The following is a 19298-nucleotide window of genomic DNA, read 5'->3' as shown; positions in this document are numbered from 1 at the left end:
TCACCCTTTCTTCTTTTTCAACATTGTATATATCATACAGATTTCTCAAACGCGGGTCAATCTAAATGTAACCAAAAACTGCGAGAATTAGTTCATCCGTTAATTGGTCGACGCGCTAACTGCAAGTCAACCTACCACCGATTGCCCCGTAAATTCAAGCGCAAGTGAATATAATTCTGCCGGTCGAGCTTCCGCCATTCAACCGCCACGAAGCCATACTGGGCGGCCAGCTTAGCCAGACTGCTTCCGGGACGCACATCCATCCCCATGGCATTGGCCGCACTCTGCTTAGCTCGATGGATGGCATCCCCCAACAGCCACTCATCAAACCACTTCTGCTGATAGGTCTTACCCTGATAGCGCCCGCGCACCGTCAGCATGTCCAGATACCATTCATCCGGCCGCGCCCTGGGGGTCACCACGAGCTGCTGCGGTGGCGCCACCTGAAGCCGTTCAAACAACGCCGTCCACTGATTGTCCAGTGTCGCCTCCACCGCCGCGGGGTAGCCGTACGCCACGCCCACCGCGACACCCTGATTCTGGTAGACGCGAGCCTGCGTGTAGCCATACCGAAATTGCGGCTGATGGTAGCCGACAAAGAGTAACTGGGAGAGTTGCTCCTTACTCAGTCGACGCAACCGCCGCAACTGGCGCCGTTCCAACTCGTGAAGGACCAGCATGGCCACCGAATCCGCGTCCACGATCGTTGCATCCCGTAGCATGGTCGCCACCTCCTAGTATTTCCGCAGCAACAGGCGATCCACCCGGTGATGGAAGGTCTTGTGAATAATCATATCCGCACGGTTGCGGGTAGGTAAAATGTATTCCTCCAGGTTTTTCAGGTCAATGTCGTGCCAGACTTGTTTAGCCTTGGCAATTGCCCGATCATGCCCACCGATCGCATAGGGATAGTAATAGTTGGTGGGGTCCTGAAAGGCCGTGTTTAGCAACAGGTCGAACCGTTCCAAGAACCAGTCCTCAATCAGTCCCGGATCGGCGTCCACGTACAGGGAGAAGTCCGTAAAATCGCTGACATAAATCTGTTCATTTGTCGGCAGCTGCAGGGTATTAATCCCCTCCACAATCAAGACGTCCGGGTGCACAATGTACTCGAACTGTTCCGGCACAATGTCATAAATCTTGTGTGAGTAGACCGGTGCCTTGATCAGTGGCTGCCCCGCCTTAACGTTATTGAGGAACTGAATCAGCCCCGCCATATCATAGCTTTCGGGAAAACCCTTGCGCGCCATGAGGTTTCGCTTCTTCAGCTCCTCATTGCTGTACAAGAAGCCATCGGTCGTGATCAATTGAATCCGTTGCCCCTCGAAATAGTGATTCAGCAACACCTCCAGCAACCGGGCCGTGGTACTCTTGCCCACCGCCACACTCCCCGCAATGCCGATGATAAATGGCACCCGGTGTGCTGGTCGCTGTAAGAAATGGGCCTTGTCCTGTTGTAGCTGCTGGTAGTGGTCGAATTCCAAGCGCAACAAATGAATCAAGGGAATATAAATATCCTGAACATCTTGCAGCGAGATCCGGTCATTAAAGGCCTTAATCTGCCGCAAACTCTCCTGCGTCAATGGCAACGTCGCATCATCGGAAAACGCCCGCCACTGCGCACGCGTAAACGCATTGTAATTGATGGGATCTGACATGGGGACACCTCAACTTTTTTCAGAAATAATTAGCCCCATTATACCGCAGATAACGCGTATTCCCCACGGTTCTGACAGAAAAATACAGGTTGAAAGATCAAAACTCTTGGCACGTCTCAGCCAGCCAAAACGCTAACTACTTGTTAGTCATTATCCCCCACCTGCGGCTGCCAGAGATTCCGGCTGCAGACTAGGCAACCTAGTGGTCCCTTCGCCTTACCGGTCGGCAGATATGGGACTGGAACGGTGCGAACGCAACTTGAAGCCTCGAAAATCACGAGTCTACAAGCTTGGTTTTCTACTAAGCCAGTAAGAAGATCGCTTACTGACTAAGTAGAACGACGCGCCTGAGCCCATATCTGCCGACCTCTCGGCTTACAAGGCGATCTTAGGCGACTGAATTAATGACTGCCATAGTCGTTATTAGTTGGACCGAAATTGCTAAGTCCCACGTTTTCCAACTGTTGTTGTGGTAAAACACAACTAGAGCCGGAGGAGGCCAGGGATGGAGCCAGCCGTGAATGTGGTGTTAACTGGCGGTTTTTCAGCCAGTTTACAGCACGGGCGACTTTGGAGACACGGGTTCTTCGTGGCTCCAAAGCGAGCGAGAAGACTGGCGGTTTTCCAGGCTGAAGCGTCCCCACAGCAGGCGGAATCCCTGGCAGCCGTAGCGCCCAATTTAGACGGATTTAATGGCACGAATGCTAGCCTTTCGTTTCAGCCATATAGCCTTATAAGCTCGGACAAAAAAAGGGCCAAGCCCATCACGGACCTGACCCTCAAACACCAACTAGCTTAACACTTCATATTCATCCGTCGGCACATCACTCAGCAGTGGTGATATCTCACCGACCGCCACCAGACTCAACCGGTGCATGGCTCGCGAACAGATGGTGTATAACAACTGGCGCTCGTCATCGGCACTGTAGCGACTGGCAGAGGCCTGCCACACGATAACCGCATCGAACTCCAACCCCTTGGCGAGGAAGGATGGCACGACAATCACGCCCGGTGCCAGTCGTTGATTTTCCGACTGAATCAGCGTCACTGCCACGTCTTTGGCGCGCAGTTTTTCCGTCAACTCACGACAGTCCGCGAGATCCTTGCCGATAATTGCGGTCGTCTCGTCCTCGGCATTGTTCTGCTTTACTTGTGCCACGACCCGTTTCAGGGCAGCATCTTCGTCCGCAGCGACCGTGACCGTCGGCAGTTCTCCTTCACGGTCAAAGGCCGTCACTGCTTCACCGTTCTTCAAGATATGCTTGGTGAAGTCCGTGACCTGTTGTGTCGACCGGTACGACTGCGTGAGCTGAACGACCTTGGTCTTGTCCGGATCAAACATCGTACTCAACTCCTGCAGTAACGTCCGGCTATTCTCCTTGGTGAAGATGGCCTGATTCAGGTCCCCCAGCATCGTGAACCGTGCCCGGGGGAAACTAAACTTCAAGAACGCCAATTGAAAGGCGTTGTAGTCTTGAATTTCATCCAGGAAGACGTAGCGCATGTCGCGTTCGCCAGATTTCCCCGTCATCTTATCGTAGAGGTACAGGTACGGCGTGGTATCGACCAACTGCATGCTGTGATCCTTGAGCTTCCCAATCGTCTCCTCGACACTAGCCTGCCAGTCCGCCACGCTGATATGGTAATCGCGCAGCTCAATCCGGTTCGGCATGTCGCGTAGCATGTGGACGTACTGGTTGTTAATGCTCAGGAAACGGGCCCGGACGATGGCCTTTCGAATCGGACTAAAGGCCTTCATAACCACCTTACGTGCCAGGAATTGAAATTCCTTATCGGCAGATTCAAACTCCCGGGGATCATCCCCGTACAACGCATTCAGTTGTTCACGGTCCAGATCCTGAATCGTTTCTTCAACCCACTTGGTCTTCATTTCACTGGAGATGCGCCGATTGAGAATCCGAATCAGGGCTTCCTTGGTGGCCTGAAGCCGGTTGGCCAAATGATAGTTGCGGTTAAAGCTGTAATAAATTTCTTGGATTTTTTCTTTCGGGATAAAGACCTTCCCGTTGAATTTAATATTGCGGAAAACCATATCGCTACTTTCCAGATGATCGGCGTAACCGGTCACCGCATCGAAGAAGTCGAGACTCCCCTTCAGGCGACTGATCCGCTTTTGAGCGGGGGTGTTCACCTCCCCAAACCGTTGCGCCAACGTTTCCACGTCAATCTTGGGCAACCGCCGGCCAGCGTACTGGTAGTAGGTCATCTGCACCATGTTGTGCTCACCCAGTTCGGGCAAGACCTGGTCGATATAGTCATTGAATAATTGGTTAGGTGAGAACAGCATGACCTGTCCCGCCGTCAAATGACCGCGGTAACGATACAGCAGGTAGGCCACCCGTTGTAAGATGGCTGCCGTCTTTCCGGAACCCGCGGCCCCCTGCACAAACAGCAGGTCGGAACCGGTGTCCCGAATAATCCGGTTTTGTTCCTTTTGGATGGTCGTCACGATACTCTTCATCTTGGTGTCGGAGTGCTCGCTCAACGCGGACAGCAACATCTGATCGGTCACCGTTTGATCGGTGTCATAGAGCGTGACAATCGTCCCATCTTCAATCTGAAATTGCCGCTTCAACTGAACATCCACGGTCTGTTCACCGTCTGGCGTCTGATAGCTGACATTTCCCAGCTCACCATCGTAGTAGATGCTAGAGATGGGGGCCCGCCAGTCATAAATTAAGAAGTGGTCGGGCGAATCGGAGAATGACCCCAGACCAATGTAAATCGTTTCGGGCTTGGATTTCGCCCCTTCCTGGAAGTCAATCCGGGCAAAGTAGGCCTTCTTCTCCAACCGCTTTAACGTGGTGAGTTCAGTGGTCGCGTGTTGCCAACTGTTTTGCCGTTCGGCCAACATCTGTTGCTGTTGGCGCACGGACAGGGCCGTTTCTAGAATACCTTCGTAGCTGTCAGTCTTAATCCGTAAATCATTGACGAAGTTCTTGCGAATTCCCGCCTCGTCATTCTCGGCAGAATCGATTCGCTTCTTGGATTCGGTTTGCGCGACCTTAATCTTCGCTACCACCGCATCTAAATGTTCTTGCTCATGAGCTTTAATTGAATCTGGCAAGCCAATCCCTCCTCAAATTAACTAGGCTAAACGTAAAAACCATGGCTATTCTAGCCTGATTGAACCAATGCTGATCGCAAGCCGGGTGGCCTCACACGAGGTAACCGTAAACGCTTGCGCTCCCCCGAATCAGTGCAACCAAGCACAATAATTCGACTTACAATTCTACACTTAATCCCCTTATAAATAAAGAATTGTGACCGCGCGAGAATTGAAAATTGTCACAGACTTATAAACCCCAACATTGCTGCGGCAGGCAACTAAAATTTTGGCAGCATGGTCGTGACCTGCCGCCCTCTCGGCTTACACAGTATTCTTAGTTGACTGTGATCATGACTGTAACGGTCGTGATTAGTTGAACCCCGAAAGGTCAGCCAGTCGTCACTTACAGCCATTTTCGTGGTAAAACACAATCAGAGCCGGAGGAGGCCAGGGATGGAGCCGGCCGTGAAAGTGGTGTTAACTGGCGTTCTTCAGCCAGTTTACAGCACGGGCGACTTTGGAGACAGGTGCTCTTCGTGGCTCCAAATCGAGCGAGAAGACCGGTGTTCTTCCGGTCTGAAGCGTCCCCACAGCAGGCGGAATCCCTGGCAGCCGTAGTGCGGTCCAGTTTAGCCTAACATACGGTTAACCCTCGGTGACGACTTAAAGTCGGTTGAATTGACCCAACTTTGTTATAATTGAGGAGATATTTTTCGGGGGTGACATTATGGACCAAGTTTCCGTTTTAATTATTTTAGCCGCCGCGCTGGTCACGCCGCTAGTTATGGCGAAATTCAATCTCACCGTACTTCCGACCGCCGTCGTGGAGATCCTAGTCGGCATCATGCTAGGACCCAGTCTCTTCAATATCGTTCACACCAACGATACGTTAACTTTATTATCCAACACCGGGGTGATCTTCCTGATGTTTCTGAGTGGGATGGAGATTGATTTCAGTCTCTTTAACCGCCGTAAACAACCGCAGACGCCACTCGCGGCCAAGGCTGCCGGGAGCGCGCCGAAGTACTCACCCGTCTTCATCGCCGTCAGCAGTTACGTGGCGATCGCGGCCAGTTCTCTCCTACTGGGCTTTATCTGCCAGTGGACCGGATTGTTCAAAGACCCTTGGCTGGCCGCCATTATCTTCATGACCATCTCGCTGGGGATCGTCATTGCCACGCTGAAGGAAAAGGAACTACTGAGTAAACCCTTCGGCCAGACCGTTCTCCTGATCGCGGCCCTGGGGGAAATCATCCCCCTCTTTGCCCTCACCATCTACGCGTCCATCTTCGGTAAGGGGGGCAAATCACTCTGGTTGCTCCTACTCCTCTTCCTGGCTGCCGGGATTCTCTTCCGCCGGTTCAAGCCGTTCTTTACCTTCTTCGAACGCATCAACAAGTCCACGACCCAGCTGGATATCCGCCTCGCCTTCTTCCTGATCTTCAGTATGGTGGTGATTGCCGAATCCGTGGGTGCCGAGGGAATTCTTGGGGCCTTCGTTGCCGGAATCGTGATGAAACTCCTCCAGCCGCAAGAAGACACGCGAACGCGGCTCGACGGCATCGGTTACGGCTTCTTCATCCCCATGTTTTTCATGATGAGTGGGGTTGAACTGAATCTGCGGACCTTACTCGCCGATTCCGCCACCATTCTCTTGATTCCCGCCTTCTTCGTGGCCTACCTGTTGGCTAAGGCTGGCGTGTACTTCATTTTGCGCTTACGGTTCAAGCGGGGCAATGCCTTTGCTGGCATGGCCATCACCTCGGCCACCATCACCATGGTCCTAGCCGTCTTGCAGGTGGCTAAAACCATGAAGGTCGTTACCAGTCAGCAATCCGGGGCCTTCTTATTGGCCGCCATCCTGACCTGTGTCCTGGGGCCACTGCTGTTTAACACCGGCTACACCGCCGAAGCCGAGGACCTTAAGAAATCGACCGTCCACTTTATCGGGACCAACCTCCTCACCGTTCCCGTGGCCCAGCAATTGGCGCACAGCTGGTATGACATCAGCATGTATACCGACAAGGAAGCCAACTACAAGACCTACAACTCCGAGGTCAACGTGTCTCTGCTGCAGTCACTGGATACCGACTACGTTACGGCGCAAGATGTTTTTGACGCCGATATCGTGGTGCTCGGTCACTTCAACGCCAACAAGAATTACGAGCTGGCCAAGGCGGCTAAGGCCTATGGCGTCAACCGGGTCATCGTCCGCTTCGAGGATCGCAACGTGCTCGATGAACGGGAAGACGAGTTGACCGCGCTAGGCATTGAGGTTTACAACACACCTAACGTCAACATTGCTATGCTGCGTAGCCTGATCGAAGCGCCAACGACCCTACGCATGATGACCGCCTCCACTTCTGCCGTTTACGAAGTGGCCCTGCGCAACCGCCGCTACACCGACCAACAGATCCGCAACCTGGATTTTGTGGGCGATGTCACCATCAGTCAAATCTTCCGCAACGGCCACTTTGTCCGGCCCACTGGGGGAACCTTGTTGAAATTCAATGACCGGATCATCTTCACCAGTACACCGGAAAAGGCTCGTGAAATTCGGCGCGAACTAGGCATTCTCAACTAAAACTGTTACAATGATACCCGCACTGTCCGGGCGTCTCCGGACCACATCTTTAACTTAAAAGGAGCGAATGACATGGCGACAGTTGAACTTTATTTGGTGCGTCACGGCCAAACCTTTTTAAACAAGTATTTCCGCATTCAAGGCTGGATCGATGCCCCATTAACCGACAAGGGTCTGGCTGATGCCAAACGTGCCGGTCAACGGCTGGCTGACATCCCCTTTGCCGCCGCTTACGCTAGTGATATGTCCCGGGCCCAAAAGACGGCAGACATCATTCTAGCCGCTAATACTTTGGACCAAAGTGCCCTACAAACCGAACCCGCTTTCCGGGAAGAAAGTTTCGGCTTCTTTGAAGGCATGGACGAGGGCGAAACCTGGCACACCGTGGGCAGTCCCAAGGGTTTTCACACCTTCGATGACATGATTGCCGGGTTAACGATTGAAAAAACCAAGGACATGTTCCACGCCCAGGACCCTTACGGTGATGCCGAAGATAATGCGGCCTTCTGGGCGCGCCTACAACCGGGTCTCGATCGTGCTGTCGCGGCAGCTATTGATGGTGATAAGGTTTTAATCGCCACCCACAGCACGACCATTCGGAGCGTCGTTTCCAAATTCTCTGATATCGACATCTCAATTCCCGTTGAAAATGGCAGTATTACGAAATTAACCGTTACCGACGGCCACTATCACGTGGACTATTACAATAACTTTGAGGGACCTGTGCTGTAATATCCCATTGTTCACAGAAAAGACTCGTAACCAATCTCTGGTTGCGAGTCTTTTTTATAAGCTCATTTCGACCGCTACGGGGCCACAACCTCCGAAAAGGGAACGACACACAAGCCTGCCGGATATCGCGCTTGTAGCCGCCTAAAGGCCGCTTGTCCGTCGGTATCCGCACTGGCCTCAAGGGTCGCCATAAAATCCGCCTCAAACGTTTCATGATCCGCGGGAACCACCGCAATATCACGCCCGGTCGCCAAGGCTTGGTCATAGTCCCACTGCTTAAACTGCACGTAGACCTGTGTTTCCTTCAACCGATCCATCTGTTCCTGCAGACTTGCTGCCTGATCATCCAGAATTTCCGCACGCTGTGGCAACGTTGCCGTCCCAGCTTGATACAAGCGTAGAAAGTCCGTAATGGCCGGCAAGCTGACATTGGCCCGCTTTAGCGAAACGATCTGCGCAACCAAGTCAACATCATGATCGTCAAACTGCCGATGACCCGCGTGATCCCGCTGGATATCGGGAAAAAGCCCAATCTGATCGTAATAGCGAAGTTGTGAAACACTGAGGTTGAACTTAGCAGCCACCTCACCAATAGAATAGACCATACCCAGATACTTCCTTTCCGATAGTTGAATTTAACTATTGTACAGCAACTATTGGGGAAACGGAAACATTATGTGTCGGTGTGTATGAGATGGGATCTCAAAAAAAGTGAGACTGGATCTGAAATTTTTTCGTTAGTAATGAGTAGAGGAGGGCGCAGTGGGTGACGTTCTAAGTACGACACAAAAAATATTATTTCATTGCATCAGATACTGGCCCGAATAGCAGCAGCGGTTCATTCTCAAGTAGAAGCTAAAAGTCATTCACAAGATAACTCTGTTGATACACTGATTCACTCAACAACTATGCGGGAAAGTGGGCTAATAATTAAAAAATTTGATACTAAAGACACCATTCATTCAACCTACAATCTCTAAGGTATTACATGAAACGACACTAACATAGCAGATGCAATCACTCATTATAAGTTATGCAATAGTATGGATAACTTAAGGATTAACGTTTTAGATATCTGTTCATCTGAATGAACTATTAACGGAACTGTATCAAAAGCCAAATACCAAGATAAGAAGATTGATTTGTCAGTATTCCGCAATCAAGCTCTCGTACTGTATTACCTGTAAATTTCGCTGTGGTCCAAAATCAAGTATCACGCCGTGTTAGAACGATGCTATCTGGCCACGAAGACGTACCCAGTCGTCAGCGTCGTGCCCGTGCGGAAACTGATACCATGGTCACGGATTGTCTGCGCCTTGACGTTGCCTTGATCTAAGGCCTCTTGCAGCTGCTGACCCACACGTCGTGCATCGGCCCCCAACGCCGGAGCTAGCGCACCGAGTTGCCAGACCAACTGCTGTTGGGCCCGCGCAGACTTCAACACTGCTGGAGCTAGCGCAACAGTCACACTCATCAGCCGACCATGTTGCACATTCAGGTGCATGCTGCCGGCAAGCGTCTTGACGACGGCTTGACCTTCAACGGTGGTGGGCCACTGACTGCCCTTGGTCGCGCGTTTAGCCTGGGCCATGGCCCGTTTGAGTTGGCCTTGAGCCTGCAGCTGTTGAGCTGCATTCGGCGCCAACTGCAATTTTGTCTGAATTGCTTTGGGAAGACTGGTGACAATCAGTGTTTGGTTATACTGCTTGGCAACCGCCCGATACGTGCCCAGTCCAGATACAGCCTTGAGACGTCTGGTGAATACCCGGGGACCTTGCTTGACAGTGATCGTCGTAGAACGTGTGCTCGTCGGCACTGCAATACGGAACTGGCCGTGTTCAACCCTGACTCGCCCTTTGGCGATGGCCGTCTTGTAGGTTACTGGCTGGTCACTGCTCGTGTCGCCTTTGATGACTGCCACCACGCCTGCATCTGTATAGCTGACTTTGACGGCGTGTAGCTGCCGTCCACAGGCCGTCAGTGTCAACAGAGCTGCCGTAGCGAGCACACCCCACCAATATTTCTTGCTCATTTTACCACCTCCGCTTTCTTGTTATCTTTGATCAACACTATGCTTGCAACCACGCCAATACCGAGAATGATGGCGATCATGAGACACGCGCGTACCATCCCAGACTGAAATGCCTGGAACACGACTCGGTGTAACTGCCCGTATATGGGTAACTGCTTGAAGACCTGTGCCTGGTGGCTCGTGAAGATCTGCTGCCCAGCAAACGGACCTGCCTGATGCAGGAGGTGCGCGAGCTCCCCTTTAACCGCCGCGGTTTGGGACGAAAACGCCGGGGGCAGCTGTGAAAGCCGTGAGAGCCCGCTGTTAAGCTTATCGTTGTAGCCGTTGGTTACACTGATGCCAAGGATGACCACCCCGAATGAGATTCCGAGCTGACGGAAGACATTGAGAACACCTGATGCCATCCCCACATCTGCTAGTCCGACAGCACCCATCGCGGCATTGGAAATTGGCGGGTTGACCAGCGCGTTACTGAAGCCCAGCAAGATGAAGCCAATGAACAGGTCAGACCAGGTAAACGGCACCGCCAACAGCTTAGCAATCGACAAGATTCCCCCCATTCCGAGCAGAAGTGCGATGCTGATCAGCCAACGATTGCCGATCTTGCCGGCCACCAACCCGGTTAGCGGCCCCAAAATTAATGTGAACACACTGATCCACAGCAACTTCAACCCTGTCTGGAAGGCCGAATAACCCATATAATTCTGCATCAGAATTGACAGATAGGTGAAGCCCCCATAGATTCCCGCGCCCAGTGCGAAGGCGGCAATGTTACTGCCGACAAAAGACGATGAGCGGAAGATACTCAGCTTGATCATCGGTGCCTTGACTATCCGTTCAGTGACGATGAAGGCAATCAGTGTCACCAACGCCAAGGCGAACAAGCCGACAATGCGCCGATCTGTCCAGGCATAACTGGCGTGGGTCTCCTTTTGGATTAAGGCGAGGATTGTGCTGAAAACCATTACCGTGCTAAAAATCATTCCCAGCGGATCTAGTGAGCCTTTCTGCGTGGGTTCCGATTTCGGGATGAACAAAGCACCCATCACAATCGCGACGAGCCCCACTGGCAGATTGATTAGGAAGATTGCCCGCCACCCCAGAGTGTCAACCAAAGAGCCACCAATCAGCGGCCCAATCGAAATCGCTAGGCCGGTTACGCTGCTCCAGATTCCCAACGCCAAACCACGCTGACGGTCTGGAAATGCCAGAGTCACGATCGCCAACGACAGCGACATCATCGCCGCACCACCAATTCCCTGAAAACCACGTGCCGCATTGAGCCAGGTATCATTAGGCGCTAACCCACTTGCCAGCGAGCCGATAATGAAGATCACCAGACCCATCAAGAAAACACCTTTCTTTCCGAAGCGATCGCCCAGCTTCGACACGGGCAGCAGCATCATCGCGTAAACCAGCGTATATGCGTTCAGAACCCACTGTAAGGTCGAGAAATCACTCGAGAAACTCTTCTGGATCTCCGGTAAGGCGACATTGACGATAGTGATGTCGAGCATCCCCATGAATACCGCCAGGCACACGGTGACGAGTACCCACCATTTGTGTGTCGTCACGTGCTCTGTTGCTTGTATCATTTTACTTCCTCTTTTCGTTTTTAAATGCAATCATGCACACACATGCACATATGTTTTGAAATAAAAGAGCTTTGTCATTCCGACAAGCTCAATAAGGCTTCCATGTTGGTGGCTGCTTCTGCAAATTTGGTTGCGACCACCTTAGAATTGGCCTTGTAATAGACTTCGCGGCCCACCTTGCGTCGCAAGACAACGTCAAAGCGGTACAGCAAGTCAAGATGTCGCGAAATCACCGAGCGATTTTGCGGAAATTGTTCCGCGATTTCGCCAATGGTCATCTCGCCGTTGCTGGCGAGAAAAAGAATTAGATTGCTGCGTACAGGATCAACCACCGCGCGGAAAAACGGCAGATCTAGGCGCTCATCAATCAGCTGTTGGCATTGCTCAAAATCATAATGTGTTTGCATGTTCATCACCATCGTCATTATACGTGCATGTGTGTGCACATGTCAACCCTTTAATCTTCAAATGTTTGCTGACGTGTAAATGCACCACAATCATGGTATTAAAGCCTCTCGTTTTCCCCCTAATGGCATGGTCTTCAATCGCAAGGCGTTCCTAACTGACTTGTTCGTTTCGCCTTCATCGTATGGCAAAAGGCCCAAGTGCCTTGGTTGGCTCTTGGACCTTCTGCAAGGCGCTCTTTGATTTTATGGTGCCGAAACGTGCTCCACAAGGCAGGTCCCTGCGCTTAACCCCAATAAGTCCAAAATCCAAGTTCGGGATTTTAGCCTTATTGACGTTAATGCTCAGGACCTAACCGCCCTTTTGGAACTTCATCATATGACAAAAGGCCCAAGAACCCTGATTGGCTCTTGAACCTTCTGTAAAGCGTTCTTTGATTTTATGGTGTCGAAACGTGCTCCACAAGGCAGGTCCCTGCGCTTAACCCCAATAAGTCCAAAATCCAAGTTCGGGATTTTAGCCTTATTGACGTTAATGCTCAGGACCTAACCGCCTTGTTCCGCACTCTTTATTCCTTAATCAACGACGCTTCCTGTGCGCGTTGCTTGTACAGTGACACTTCGTCGTTCGCCGCGCGGACCCAATGCCGTGGTGAGATTTCTACCAAGTGACGTTCTTTGCCGTCATTTTCTTGGCTCCCATCGTAGGCGATCTCTTCCCGTGTCCGTTCGAACTCTGGATCGGGAACTGGGACAGCGGACAATAGACTCTTGGTGTAGTCATGCAGCGGGTGAGCGTAAATTTCGTCGGCATCGGCGATTTCTAGCATCCGGCCGTAATGCATAACCCCGATCCGATCGGAGATGTACTTCACCATGGACAAGTCATGGGCGATGAACAGGTACGTTAAGCCCTGTTCACGTTGCAGCTTCTTCATCAGGTTCACAACTTGGGCTTGAATCGACACGTCCAATGCGGAGATCGGTTCATCGGCGATCACGAACTTGGGGTTCACGGCTAACGCCCGGGCAATCCCGATCCGTTGCCGTTGCCCACCGGAGAATTCATGCGGGTACCGACTGGAGTGGTCCTTGTTCAGACCCACCGTTTCCAGTAAGTCTTCCACGCGCTTGGTTCGGTCAGCATCGTCTTTGGCCAAATGGTTGATATCAATCCCTTCGGCCACGATGTCCTTGACCTTCATCCGTGGATTCAGTGAGGCGTAGGGATCTTGGAAGATCATCTGCATCTCTTGGCGGAAGTCGTGTTGGTCCTGCTTGCTGGTGAACGCGTCCACGTTCTTGCCATCAAACAGAATTTCACCCGACGTTGGTTCGTACAAGTGAATGATGGCCCGACCAGTCGTGGTCTTACCGGAACCAGATTCACCCACTAGGCCAAAGGTTTCACCCTTGTAGATATCAAACGAGATATCATCAACGGCGCGGACCTCATCGGCCTTACCCACGTTGAAGTACTGCTTGAGGTGCTTGACCTCGAGGATTTTTTCGGCATTTTCGTAGTCCATTATTGCTGTTCCTCCTCTTCTTCAACAGGCGTCGTTGGGCGCTGGGCGTCTAACCAGTCCTGTTGCATCTTCGCGTACTTCTTTTGCCGTTCAACAATCTGAGCGGGCGGTGTCACTTTAGGGGCATCCGGATGGAGTAACCAAGTGGCGGCGTAATGCGTATCGGAAACCTTGAAGAACGGTGGCTCCTTTTCGGTATCGATCTTTAAGGCGTACGCATTCCGGGCCGCAAAGGCATCCCCAGTTGGTGGGTCCAACAAGTCCGGTGGCGTCCCAGGAATGGATGGCAGAGAATCGCCACTCGAATCCAAGGTTGGCATTGAACTCAATAGCCCCCACGTGTACGGGTGCTTTGGATTGTAGAAGATTTCATCAACGGTACCGTATTCCACGATCTTACCCGCGTACATAACGGCCACCCGATCGGCCATGCCGGCCACCACCCCTAAATCATGGGTGATAAAGATGATCGACGTGGAAATCTTGTTCTGCAATTCCTTCATCAAATTCAGGATCTGTGCCTGGATGGTCACATCCAAGGCCGTGGTGGGTTCATCGGCAATCAGCACTTCTGGGTAGTTGATCAACGCAATCGCAATCACGATCCGTTGCCGCATCCCACCTGAGAATTGGTGCGGATAGTCGTTGATCCGGTTTTCAGCATCCGTGATCCCAACCAGCTTCATCATTTCCAAGGCCTGTGCCAGCGCCTTTTCCTTCTTCATGCCCTTGTGAACCATCAGGGGTTCCGCAATTTGCCGGCCAATCTTCATGGTTGGGTCCAATGACGTCATTGGGTCCTGGAAGATTTCAGCAATATCTTGGCCCCGAATGGCCTGCATTTCTTTTTCGCTTTTCTTTAATAAGTCTTGGCCCTTGTACAGGATCGAGCCACTGACGATATCCGCGTTGGAAGCGTTCAGCCCCATGATCGTCCGTGTGGTCACGGACTTCCCAGAACCAGACTCCCCAACGATGGCCAGGGTTTCACCTTTCCGTAAATCCAAGTTAACGTTCCGAATCGCCTTAACGTCACCGGCATAGGTCTTGAAGTTAACTTGTAGATTGCGGACCTCTAAAATGTCTTTTTTATTATCCATGACGTTATCTCACCTACTCTTTCGTCCGCGGATCGAATGCATCCCGCAACCCATCACCTAAGAGGTTAAAGGCTAACATGATGATACATAGGACCAGTGCTGGCCACCACATCTGATAAGGCAGGAACTGGAAGTTCTTCTGCCCATCGTTCAACAGGGTCCCCAGTGAAGCTTGTGGTGAGGAAATCCCGATCCCAATGTAAGACAGCGTGGCTTCGAAGAAGATGGCGCTAGGGATCGTAAACATCGTGTTGATGATAATCACACTCGACAAGTTGGGTAGCAGATGTTTAAAGGCAATCTTAAACGAGCTTTCACCCAACGTTCTCGCCGCTAGGACGTACTCCTGTTCCTTGATCTCCAAGGTTTGCGCCCGCACCAGCCGGGCCATGTTGACCCAGGAGGTTAAGGCGATCGCGATGATGATGGAGGTCATCCCTGGCTTCAGAATCAAGATCAGTAACACGATCACAACCAGGTTAGGAATGGACAGGATGATTTCAATGATCCGTTGCATGATGGTGTCGACACGACCACCCTTCCAACCGGAGAATAACCCGTAGGTCACCCCGATGGTCAGGTCAAACAGGGTCGCCACCACCGCAATGATTAAGGAAATCCGCGTCCCGTAGAGTACCCGAGAGAACAGGTCCCGGCCTAAGTAGTCGGTTCCCATGATGTAGTGCAGGCTGGAAGCGCCGGCTTGCTTATAAGCATCAATCCGTTGTCCGGCTTGAACCAACGTCCCGTTAAAGCCGTTGATGTTCACACCCGGAATCTTTGAAGGTAAGTTTGCGTACGAAGGATTCACGGCGTTCGGGTTGTGCGGTGAAAAGAAGATGGAACCAAACGCCATAATGAAGATAATCGCTAAGACAATCAAGGAGATCAAGGCACCACGGTTCTTCTTTAACCGCCGCCAAGCATCCTGACTAAAGGTCAGTGACGGTGCCGCAATCTTTTCACTGTCTAGAGCAGCCCGGTCAGCGGCCGTAATCTGCTTAAAGCTATCTTCTGGGAGTTTTACTGTATCTGCCATTTATTTACCTCCTAGTTAGCCTTTCCTGTGATCCGAATCCGTGGGTCAACGATACCGTAGAGAATATCGGTGATCAACAGAACGACACATAACATGAATGAATAGATGATGGTCAAGCCCATGATGGTTGGGTAATCGTTCGTCAAGACGGACTTAACGAATTGTTCCCCAATCCCGGGAATCGAGAAGATGTTTTCAACAACCATCGACCCGGTCATGATGTTAACCGCCAAGGGACCAACGATCGTAATCAACGGAATCAAACTGTTCCGCAGCGCATGGTGGTAAATAACCCCCATCCGACTGAGTCCCTTAGCCTTGGCTAATTCAATGTAATCCGAACTCAACACATCGACCATTTCTGTTCGCACGAACCGCGCCGACTCGGCTAACGGCGTCGCTCCTAACGCCAGGGTTGGCAGGACCGTGTAGATGAAGCCGCCCCATTCAGCGATTGGGAACCACCCTAACTTCAGACCCAGGTAGTACTGTAACAGTACCGCCAAGACGAAGGAAGGAATGGAGATCCCTAAGATAGAAACAACGGTTGTCGTGGTGTCGACCCATGAATTTTGACGCATCGCGCCTAAGGCACCAATGACGATCCCGACAATGACACCCAAAATCATAGCTTGCAGCCCAATCTGTAAGGAAGGTCCGATCCGGCTCGAAAGCAGGTAGGACACGGGTTGGTCACTGAACTGGAATGAAGTTCCGAAGTTACCTTTGACGGCCCCTGCCAGGTACAGCAGGTATTGTTGCCAAACCGGCTTATCCAAACCATATTGCTGGTAAATCAATGCAATTTGGCTCTTGGAGAGCTTGGCCTGGTTGGTCAATGGCGTCCCGGGTAACAACTTCATCAGGAAGAAGGTGACGGTAATAACGATGAATAAGGTCAGGATCAGATAGAAGATCCGTTTTGCTAGGTACTTTGCCATTTGTTTACCTCTCAATCAGTAGACTTATTCGTTACCGTTAAGTTGTTAAGCTTAACAAGAATTATATGAAAACAACAAGACGATAAATAATTGCTAAATATCGAAAAGTAAGGACTAACTGCTTCGTTAATCCTTACTCCCCGATGTAACACTATAACGTTTCTCTTACGCGTAATGACTAATTATATTATTTGGAAATGTAAGCGTGGCTGAAGTCCCAGTTAGCGCCAATTGGGAAGTAGACGACACCCTTGACGTTAGACTTAACCAGTTGTGATTTCCCTTGTTGGTAAAGTGGGATGATCCCTTGGTCCTTCATCAACGTCTTCTGAGCATCAACTAAGTCATTCCAACGAGCAGCTTGGTTGTTCGCATCCTTACCGTCAGCGGCCTTGATATCTTGGTTGTATTCATTGTTGATCCACTTCCCACGGTTGTAGGAGTTGGTCTTCGTGAACATTTCCAGGAAGGAGATGGCATCAGGGTAATCAGCACCCCAACCAGAGACAACGGCTTGGAATTGACCATTTTCGGAACGGGCTAACCGTGTCTTGAATGGCAAGCTTTGGTTGGTAACCTTGATGTTGCCCAACTTAGACCATTGACTTTGAACGAATTCCAACGTGTTCTTACCAGCTGGCGTATCGTCGGCCATCAACGTTAAGTTGTAACTTGAACGACCCGTTTCCTTCAGGGCTTCCTTCCATAACTTCTTCGCCTTCGTTAAGTCATGGTTAGTGGCTTCGGGAACCGATGCAGCGGTGTTGAAGTCCTTACCCTTGTATGACATCAAACCAGTTGAGACTAAGCCTTTAGCTTGGGTTGACCCATCGGCTAAGACCTTGTTGACAAATTGTTCCCGGTTGATGGCCAATGATAAGGCTTGACGCGCTTTCTTGTTCTTCATCATTGAATCTTTACGTTGGTTCAGTTCAATGTAGAAGGTTGAAGCGCCCTTCCGTTCAACGTACTGCTTGTCGTTCTTGTAGTTCTTAGGTTGTTGACCACTCAAGTAGGTGGCATCCAGCTTGCCGCTTTGGTATTGACTCAGCGCCGTTTGTGGATCCTTCATCGTCTTGAAGTTAATCTTCTTCAGTTTAACATTTTTTGCATTCCAGTACTCAGTGTTTTTACTCATCGACCAGTTATCAGACGTCCCGGTCCAGTAAGTTAACTTGTAAGGACCGTTGTAGACGTTGTCCTGAGCGTTGGTTGCGAACTTCTTACCGTACTTATCAACGACGGCCTTGCTCTGTGGGAAGAACATGGGGCTGGCCACTAATGATGGGAAGTAGCTCGTGGCTTGCGTCAACGTGACGACCACTTTGTAATTGCCTTCCGCCTTGATCCCTAAGCTAGAAACCGGCTTCTTGCTGGTCATGATCTCGTTAGCGTTTTTAACCGGTGCGTACATGTAAGCATATTGAGAAGCGGTCTTCGGATTAACGGTGCGTTGCCAGGCGTAAACGAAATCTTTTGCCGTTACCTTGGTGCCGTTACTCCAGTTAGACTTCCGTAAGTTGAAGGTATACGTCTTACCATCTTTAGAAACCGTATAGCTCTTCGCAACCCCAGGATGAACCTTACTGTTCTTACCAAACCGTAACAGACCTTCGTTGGTGTTGTTTAACGTTTCCCCAGAAACCACGTCAGTTGCTGTGGCGGAATCCATTGATGGTAAAGCGGAACTTTCCATCCAGTTTAATGTTTGCTTGCTAGCTTCGTTAGAACTGCTCGACGATGAGCCACACGCTGCAAGTAATACCGCCGCGAACGTCGCCACCGTCCCGAGTTTGACTGCCGAATTGATTTTCATTGATATCCAACCCCTCTATGTGTTGTTAGTGAAATAAATTGACATCCTCAAATTTGATGTTTCCAATTGTATATTAGAAAACCATTAAAATCAATGATAAAAACTAATAAAATTTAAATATGCAATTCAAAACGCCTCTAAATAGGCGTTTGTCGTGCAAAAATAAAATTAAAAAGATTATTTTTTCTCATTTTGACGGTAGTTTTCAGATAACGCTTACATAAATATTTAACTATTATACATTCATTATCGTCTCGCCCACCGCCTTCACCTGGTTCCTATGGGGCCGACTGCTTAGAGCCACGGTGATCACGCCACAATCACGACCGCTGAAGGCCGCGTAATCGCCGCCACTGGGGGAATATCTTCCACTTCTAAACCCGGTAAAGCTGCCGCCTCAGGTCCATCTACGACACGTCTTTCCCCGCCAAGACGGTTCCCCACGGTCGCTCAGCGGTGACGACTGCTATGATTAATTTATGAATATTATTCAGCTTATAGAAAATCGGCAATTATGAGAAAACTGCCACCACTTTTGCTGGACAATCAACTTGGGGCTGAACCACCCTTCAAGCTGTCTTAAATCGTTTTAAATTCACGGAGAACCCTCATCTTCGATATCACCACACCTACGGACCTAATTCCGCAAACAGCCGTCTAAGCGCATATTTAGGCAGCAAAAAAGCCCCCAGCAATAAAGCTAATTGCTGAGGACTCCTCATACTGATTATTCACAGCTAAAGATTGAAAGCCAGTGATCCTAGCTAACAAAGATTTTAAACCTTAAGTGCCTCATAT

14 protein-coding genes are annotated in these 19298 nt (G+C 50.7%); 2 read left to right on the top strand and 12 right to left on the bottom strand.

What is annotated here, in order from left to right:
* Positions 1-131: 131 nt before the first annotated feature.
* The 3 genes from FD28_RS07890 to helD all read right to left on the bottom strand — a co-directional run bounded on the left by FD28_RS07890 (position 132) and on the right by helD (position 4746).
* Entirely contained in the window at positions 132-722 is a 591-nt protein-coding gene (locus FD28_RS07890) for a hypothetical protein (protein ID WP_057734339.1), read from the bottom strand.
* Between the two features lie 12 nt (positions 723-734).
* Positions 735-1658 (bottom strand): type I pantothenate kinase, encoded by a 924-nt coding sequence (gene coaA / locus FD28_RS07885; protein WP_057734337.1) that lies wholly within the window; start codon positions 1656-1658, stop codon positions 735-737.
* Between the two features lie 790 nt (positions 1659-2448).
* On the bottom strand, positions 2449-4746 hold the full coding sequence (gene helD / locus FD28_RS07875) for an RNA polymerase recycling motor HelD (RefSeq protein ID WP_057734333.1): 2298 nt from the start codon (positions 4744-4746) through the stop codon (positions 2449-2451).
* Positions 4747-5455: 709 nt separating this feature from the next.
* On the opposite strand from helD, the gene FD28_RS07870 reads away from it, so the two are divergent.
* Both FD28_RS07870 and FD28_RS07865 read left to right on the top strand, forming a co-directional pair.
* Complete coding sequence (locus FD28_RS07870; protein WP_057734331.1) at positions 5456-7312, top strand: cation:proton antiporter domain-containing protein; 1857 nt, start codon at positions 5456-5458, stop codon at positions 7310-7312.
* A 72-nt stretch (positions 7313-7384) separates the two neighbouring features.
* Complete coding sequence (locus tag FD28_RS07865) at positions 7385-8044, top strand: histidine phosphatase family protein (protein WP_057734329.1); 660 nt, start codon at positions 7385-7387, stop codon at positions 8042-8044.
* Between the two features lie 74 nt (positions 8045-8118).
* On the opposite strand, the gene FD28_RS07860 is transcribed toward FD28_RS07865, so the two are convergent.
* The 9 genes from FD28_RS07860 to FD28_RS07820 all read right to left on the bottom strand — a co-directional run bounded on the left by FD28_RS07860 (position 8119) and on the right by FD28_RS07820 (position 18500).
* Positions 8119-8649, bottom strand: a complete 531-nt coding sequence (locus FD28_RS07860; RefSeq protein ID WP_057734327.1) for a MerR family transcriptional regulator — start codon at positions 8647-8649, stop codon at positions 8119-8121.
* 629 nt (positions 8650-9278) lie between these two features.
* Positions 9279-10076, bottom strand: coding sequence for a hypothetical protein (locus FD28_RS07855; RefSeq protein ID WP_057734325.1), 798 nt, complete (start codon positions 10074-10076; stop codon positions 9279-9281).
* Positions 10073-11671, bottom strand: a complete 1599-nt coding sequence (locus FD28_RS07850; protein WP_057734323.1) for an MFS transporter — start codon at positions 11669-11671, stop codon at positions 10073-10075. The genes FD28_RS07855 and FD28_RS07850 overlap by 4 nt, the downstream gene beginning before the upstream one ends.
* 74 nt (positions 11672-11745) lie before the next feature.
* Positions 11746-12084 carry an ArsR/SmtB family transcription factor gene (locus FD28_RS07845; protein WP_235806872.1) on the bottom strand — a complete coding sequence of 113 codons (339 nt, stop codon included), beginning with the start codon at positions 12082-12084 and terminating at the stop codon, positions 11746-11748.
* Positions 12085-12644: 560 nt separating this feature from the next.
* Positions 12645-13604: an ABC transporter ATP-binding protein gene (locus tag FD28_RS07840; protein ID WP_083478150.1), complete on the bottom strand. Its 960-nt coding sequence runs from the start codon at positions 13602-13604 to the stop codon at positions 12645-12647.
* The gene (locus tag FD28_RS07835) at positions 13604-14704 is read right to left on the bottom strand and encodes an ABC transporter ATP-binding protein (RefSeq protein WP_057734319.1); all 1101 of its coding nucleotides are present in this window, start codon (positions 14702-14704) and stop codon (positions 13604-13606) included. The genes FD28_RS07840 and FD28_RS07835 overlap by 1 nt, the downstream gene beginning before the upstream one ends.
* A 13-nt stretch (positions 14705-14717) precedes the next feature.
* The gene (locus tag FD28_RS07830; protein WP_057734317.1) at positions 14718-15743 is read right to left on the bottom strand and encodes an ABC transporter permease; all 1026 of its coding nucleotides are present in this window, start codon (positions 15741-15743) and stop codon (positions 14718-14720) included.
* An 11-nt stretch (positions 15744-15754) separates the two neighbouring features.
* The gene (opp3b, locus tag FD28_RS07825; protein ID WP_057734315.1) at positions 15755-16684 is read right to left on the bottom strand and encodes an oligopeptide ABC transporter permease; all 930 of its coding nucleotides are present in this window, start codon (positions 16682-16684) and stop codon (positions 15755-15757) included.
* 187 nt (positions 16685-16871) lie between these two features.
* Positions 16872-18500 carry a peptide ABC transporter substrate-binding protein gene (locus FD28_RS07820; protein WP_057734313.1) on the bottom strand — a complete coding sequence of 543 codons (1629 nt, stop codon included), beginning with the start codon at positions 18498-18500 and terminating at the stop codon, positions 16872-16874.
* Positions 18501-19298 lie beyond the last annotated feature (798 nt).

The organism is Levilactobacillus hammesii DSM 16381, assembly GCF_001434395.1.
Lineage (GTDB): Bacteria > Bacillota > Bacilli > Lactobacillales > Lactobacillaceae > Levilactobacillus > Levilactobacillus hammesii.
The sequence above is the reverse complement of the archived record's forward strand: the minus strand, read 5'-3'. Positions and strand labels throughout refer to the sequence as shown.

What these genes read in the sequence shown, in the direction of transcription:
- FD28_RS07855 (WP_057734325.1), bottom strand. Translation starts at nt 10,076, where the DNA reads ATGAGCAAGAAATATTGGTGGGGTGTGCTCGCTACGGCAGCTCTGTTG.
- FD28_RS07820 (WP_057734313.1), bottom strand. Translation starts at nt 18,500, where the DNA reads ATGAAAATCAATTCGGCAGTCAAACTCGGGACGGTGGCGACGTTCGCG.
- FD28_RS07850 (WP_057734323.1), bottom strand. Translation starts at nt 11,671, where the DNA reads ATGATACAAGCAACAGAGCACGTGACGACACACAAATGGTGGGTACTC.
- FD28_RS07830 (WP_057734317.1), bottom strand. Translation starts at nt 15,743, where the DNA reads ATGGCAGATACAGTAAAACTCCCAGAAGATAGCTTTAAGCAGATTACG.
- FD28_RS07865 (WP_057734329.1), top strand. Translation starts at nt 7,385, where the DNA reads ATGGCGACAGTTGAACTTTATTTGGTGCGTCACGGCCAAACCTTTTTA.
- FD28_RS07890 (WP_057734339.1), bottom strand. Translation starts at nt 722, where the DNA reads ATGCTACGGGATGCAACGATCGTGGACGCGGATTCGGTGGCCATGCTG.
- FD28_RS07845 (WP_235806872.1), bottom strand. Translation starts at nt 12,084, where the DNA reads ATGAACATGCAAACACATTATGATTTTGAGCAATGCCAACAGCTGATT.
- FD28_RS07860 (WP_057734327.1), bottom strand. Translation starts at nt 8,649, where the DNA reads ATGGTCTATTCTATTGGTGAGGTGGCTGCTAAGTTCAACCTCAGTGTT.
- FD28_RS07870 (WP_057734331.1), top strand. Translation starts at nt 5,456, where the DNA reads ATGGACCAAGTTTCCGTTTTAATTATTTTAGCCGCCGCGCTGGTCACG.
- FD28_RS07840 (WP_083478150.1), bottom strand. Translation starts at nt 13,604, where the DNA reads ATGGACTACGAAAATGCCGAAAAAATCCTCGAGGTCAAGCACCTCAAG.
- opp3b (WP_057734315.1), bottom strand. Translation starts at nt 16,684, where the DNA reads ATGGCAAAGTACCTAGCAAAACGGATCTTCTATCTGATCCTGACCTTA.
- FD28_RS07835 (WP_057734319.1), bottom strand. Translation starts at nt 14,704, where the DNA reads ATGGATAATAAAAAAGACATTTTAGAGGTCCGCAATCTACAAGTTAAC.
- coaA (WP_057734337.1), bottom strand. Translation starts at nt 1,658, where the DNA reads ATGTCAGATCCCATCAATTACAATGCGTTTACGCGTGCGCAGTGGCGG.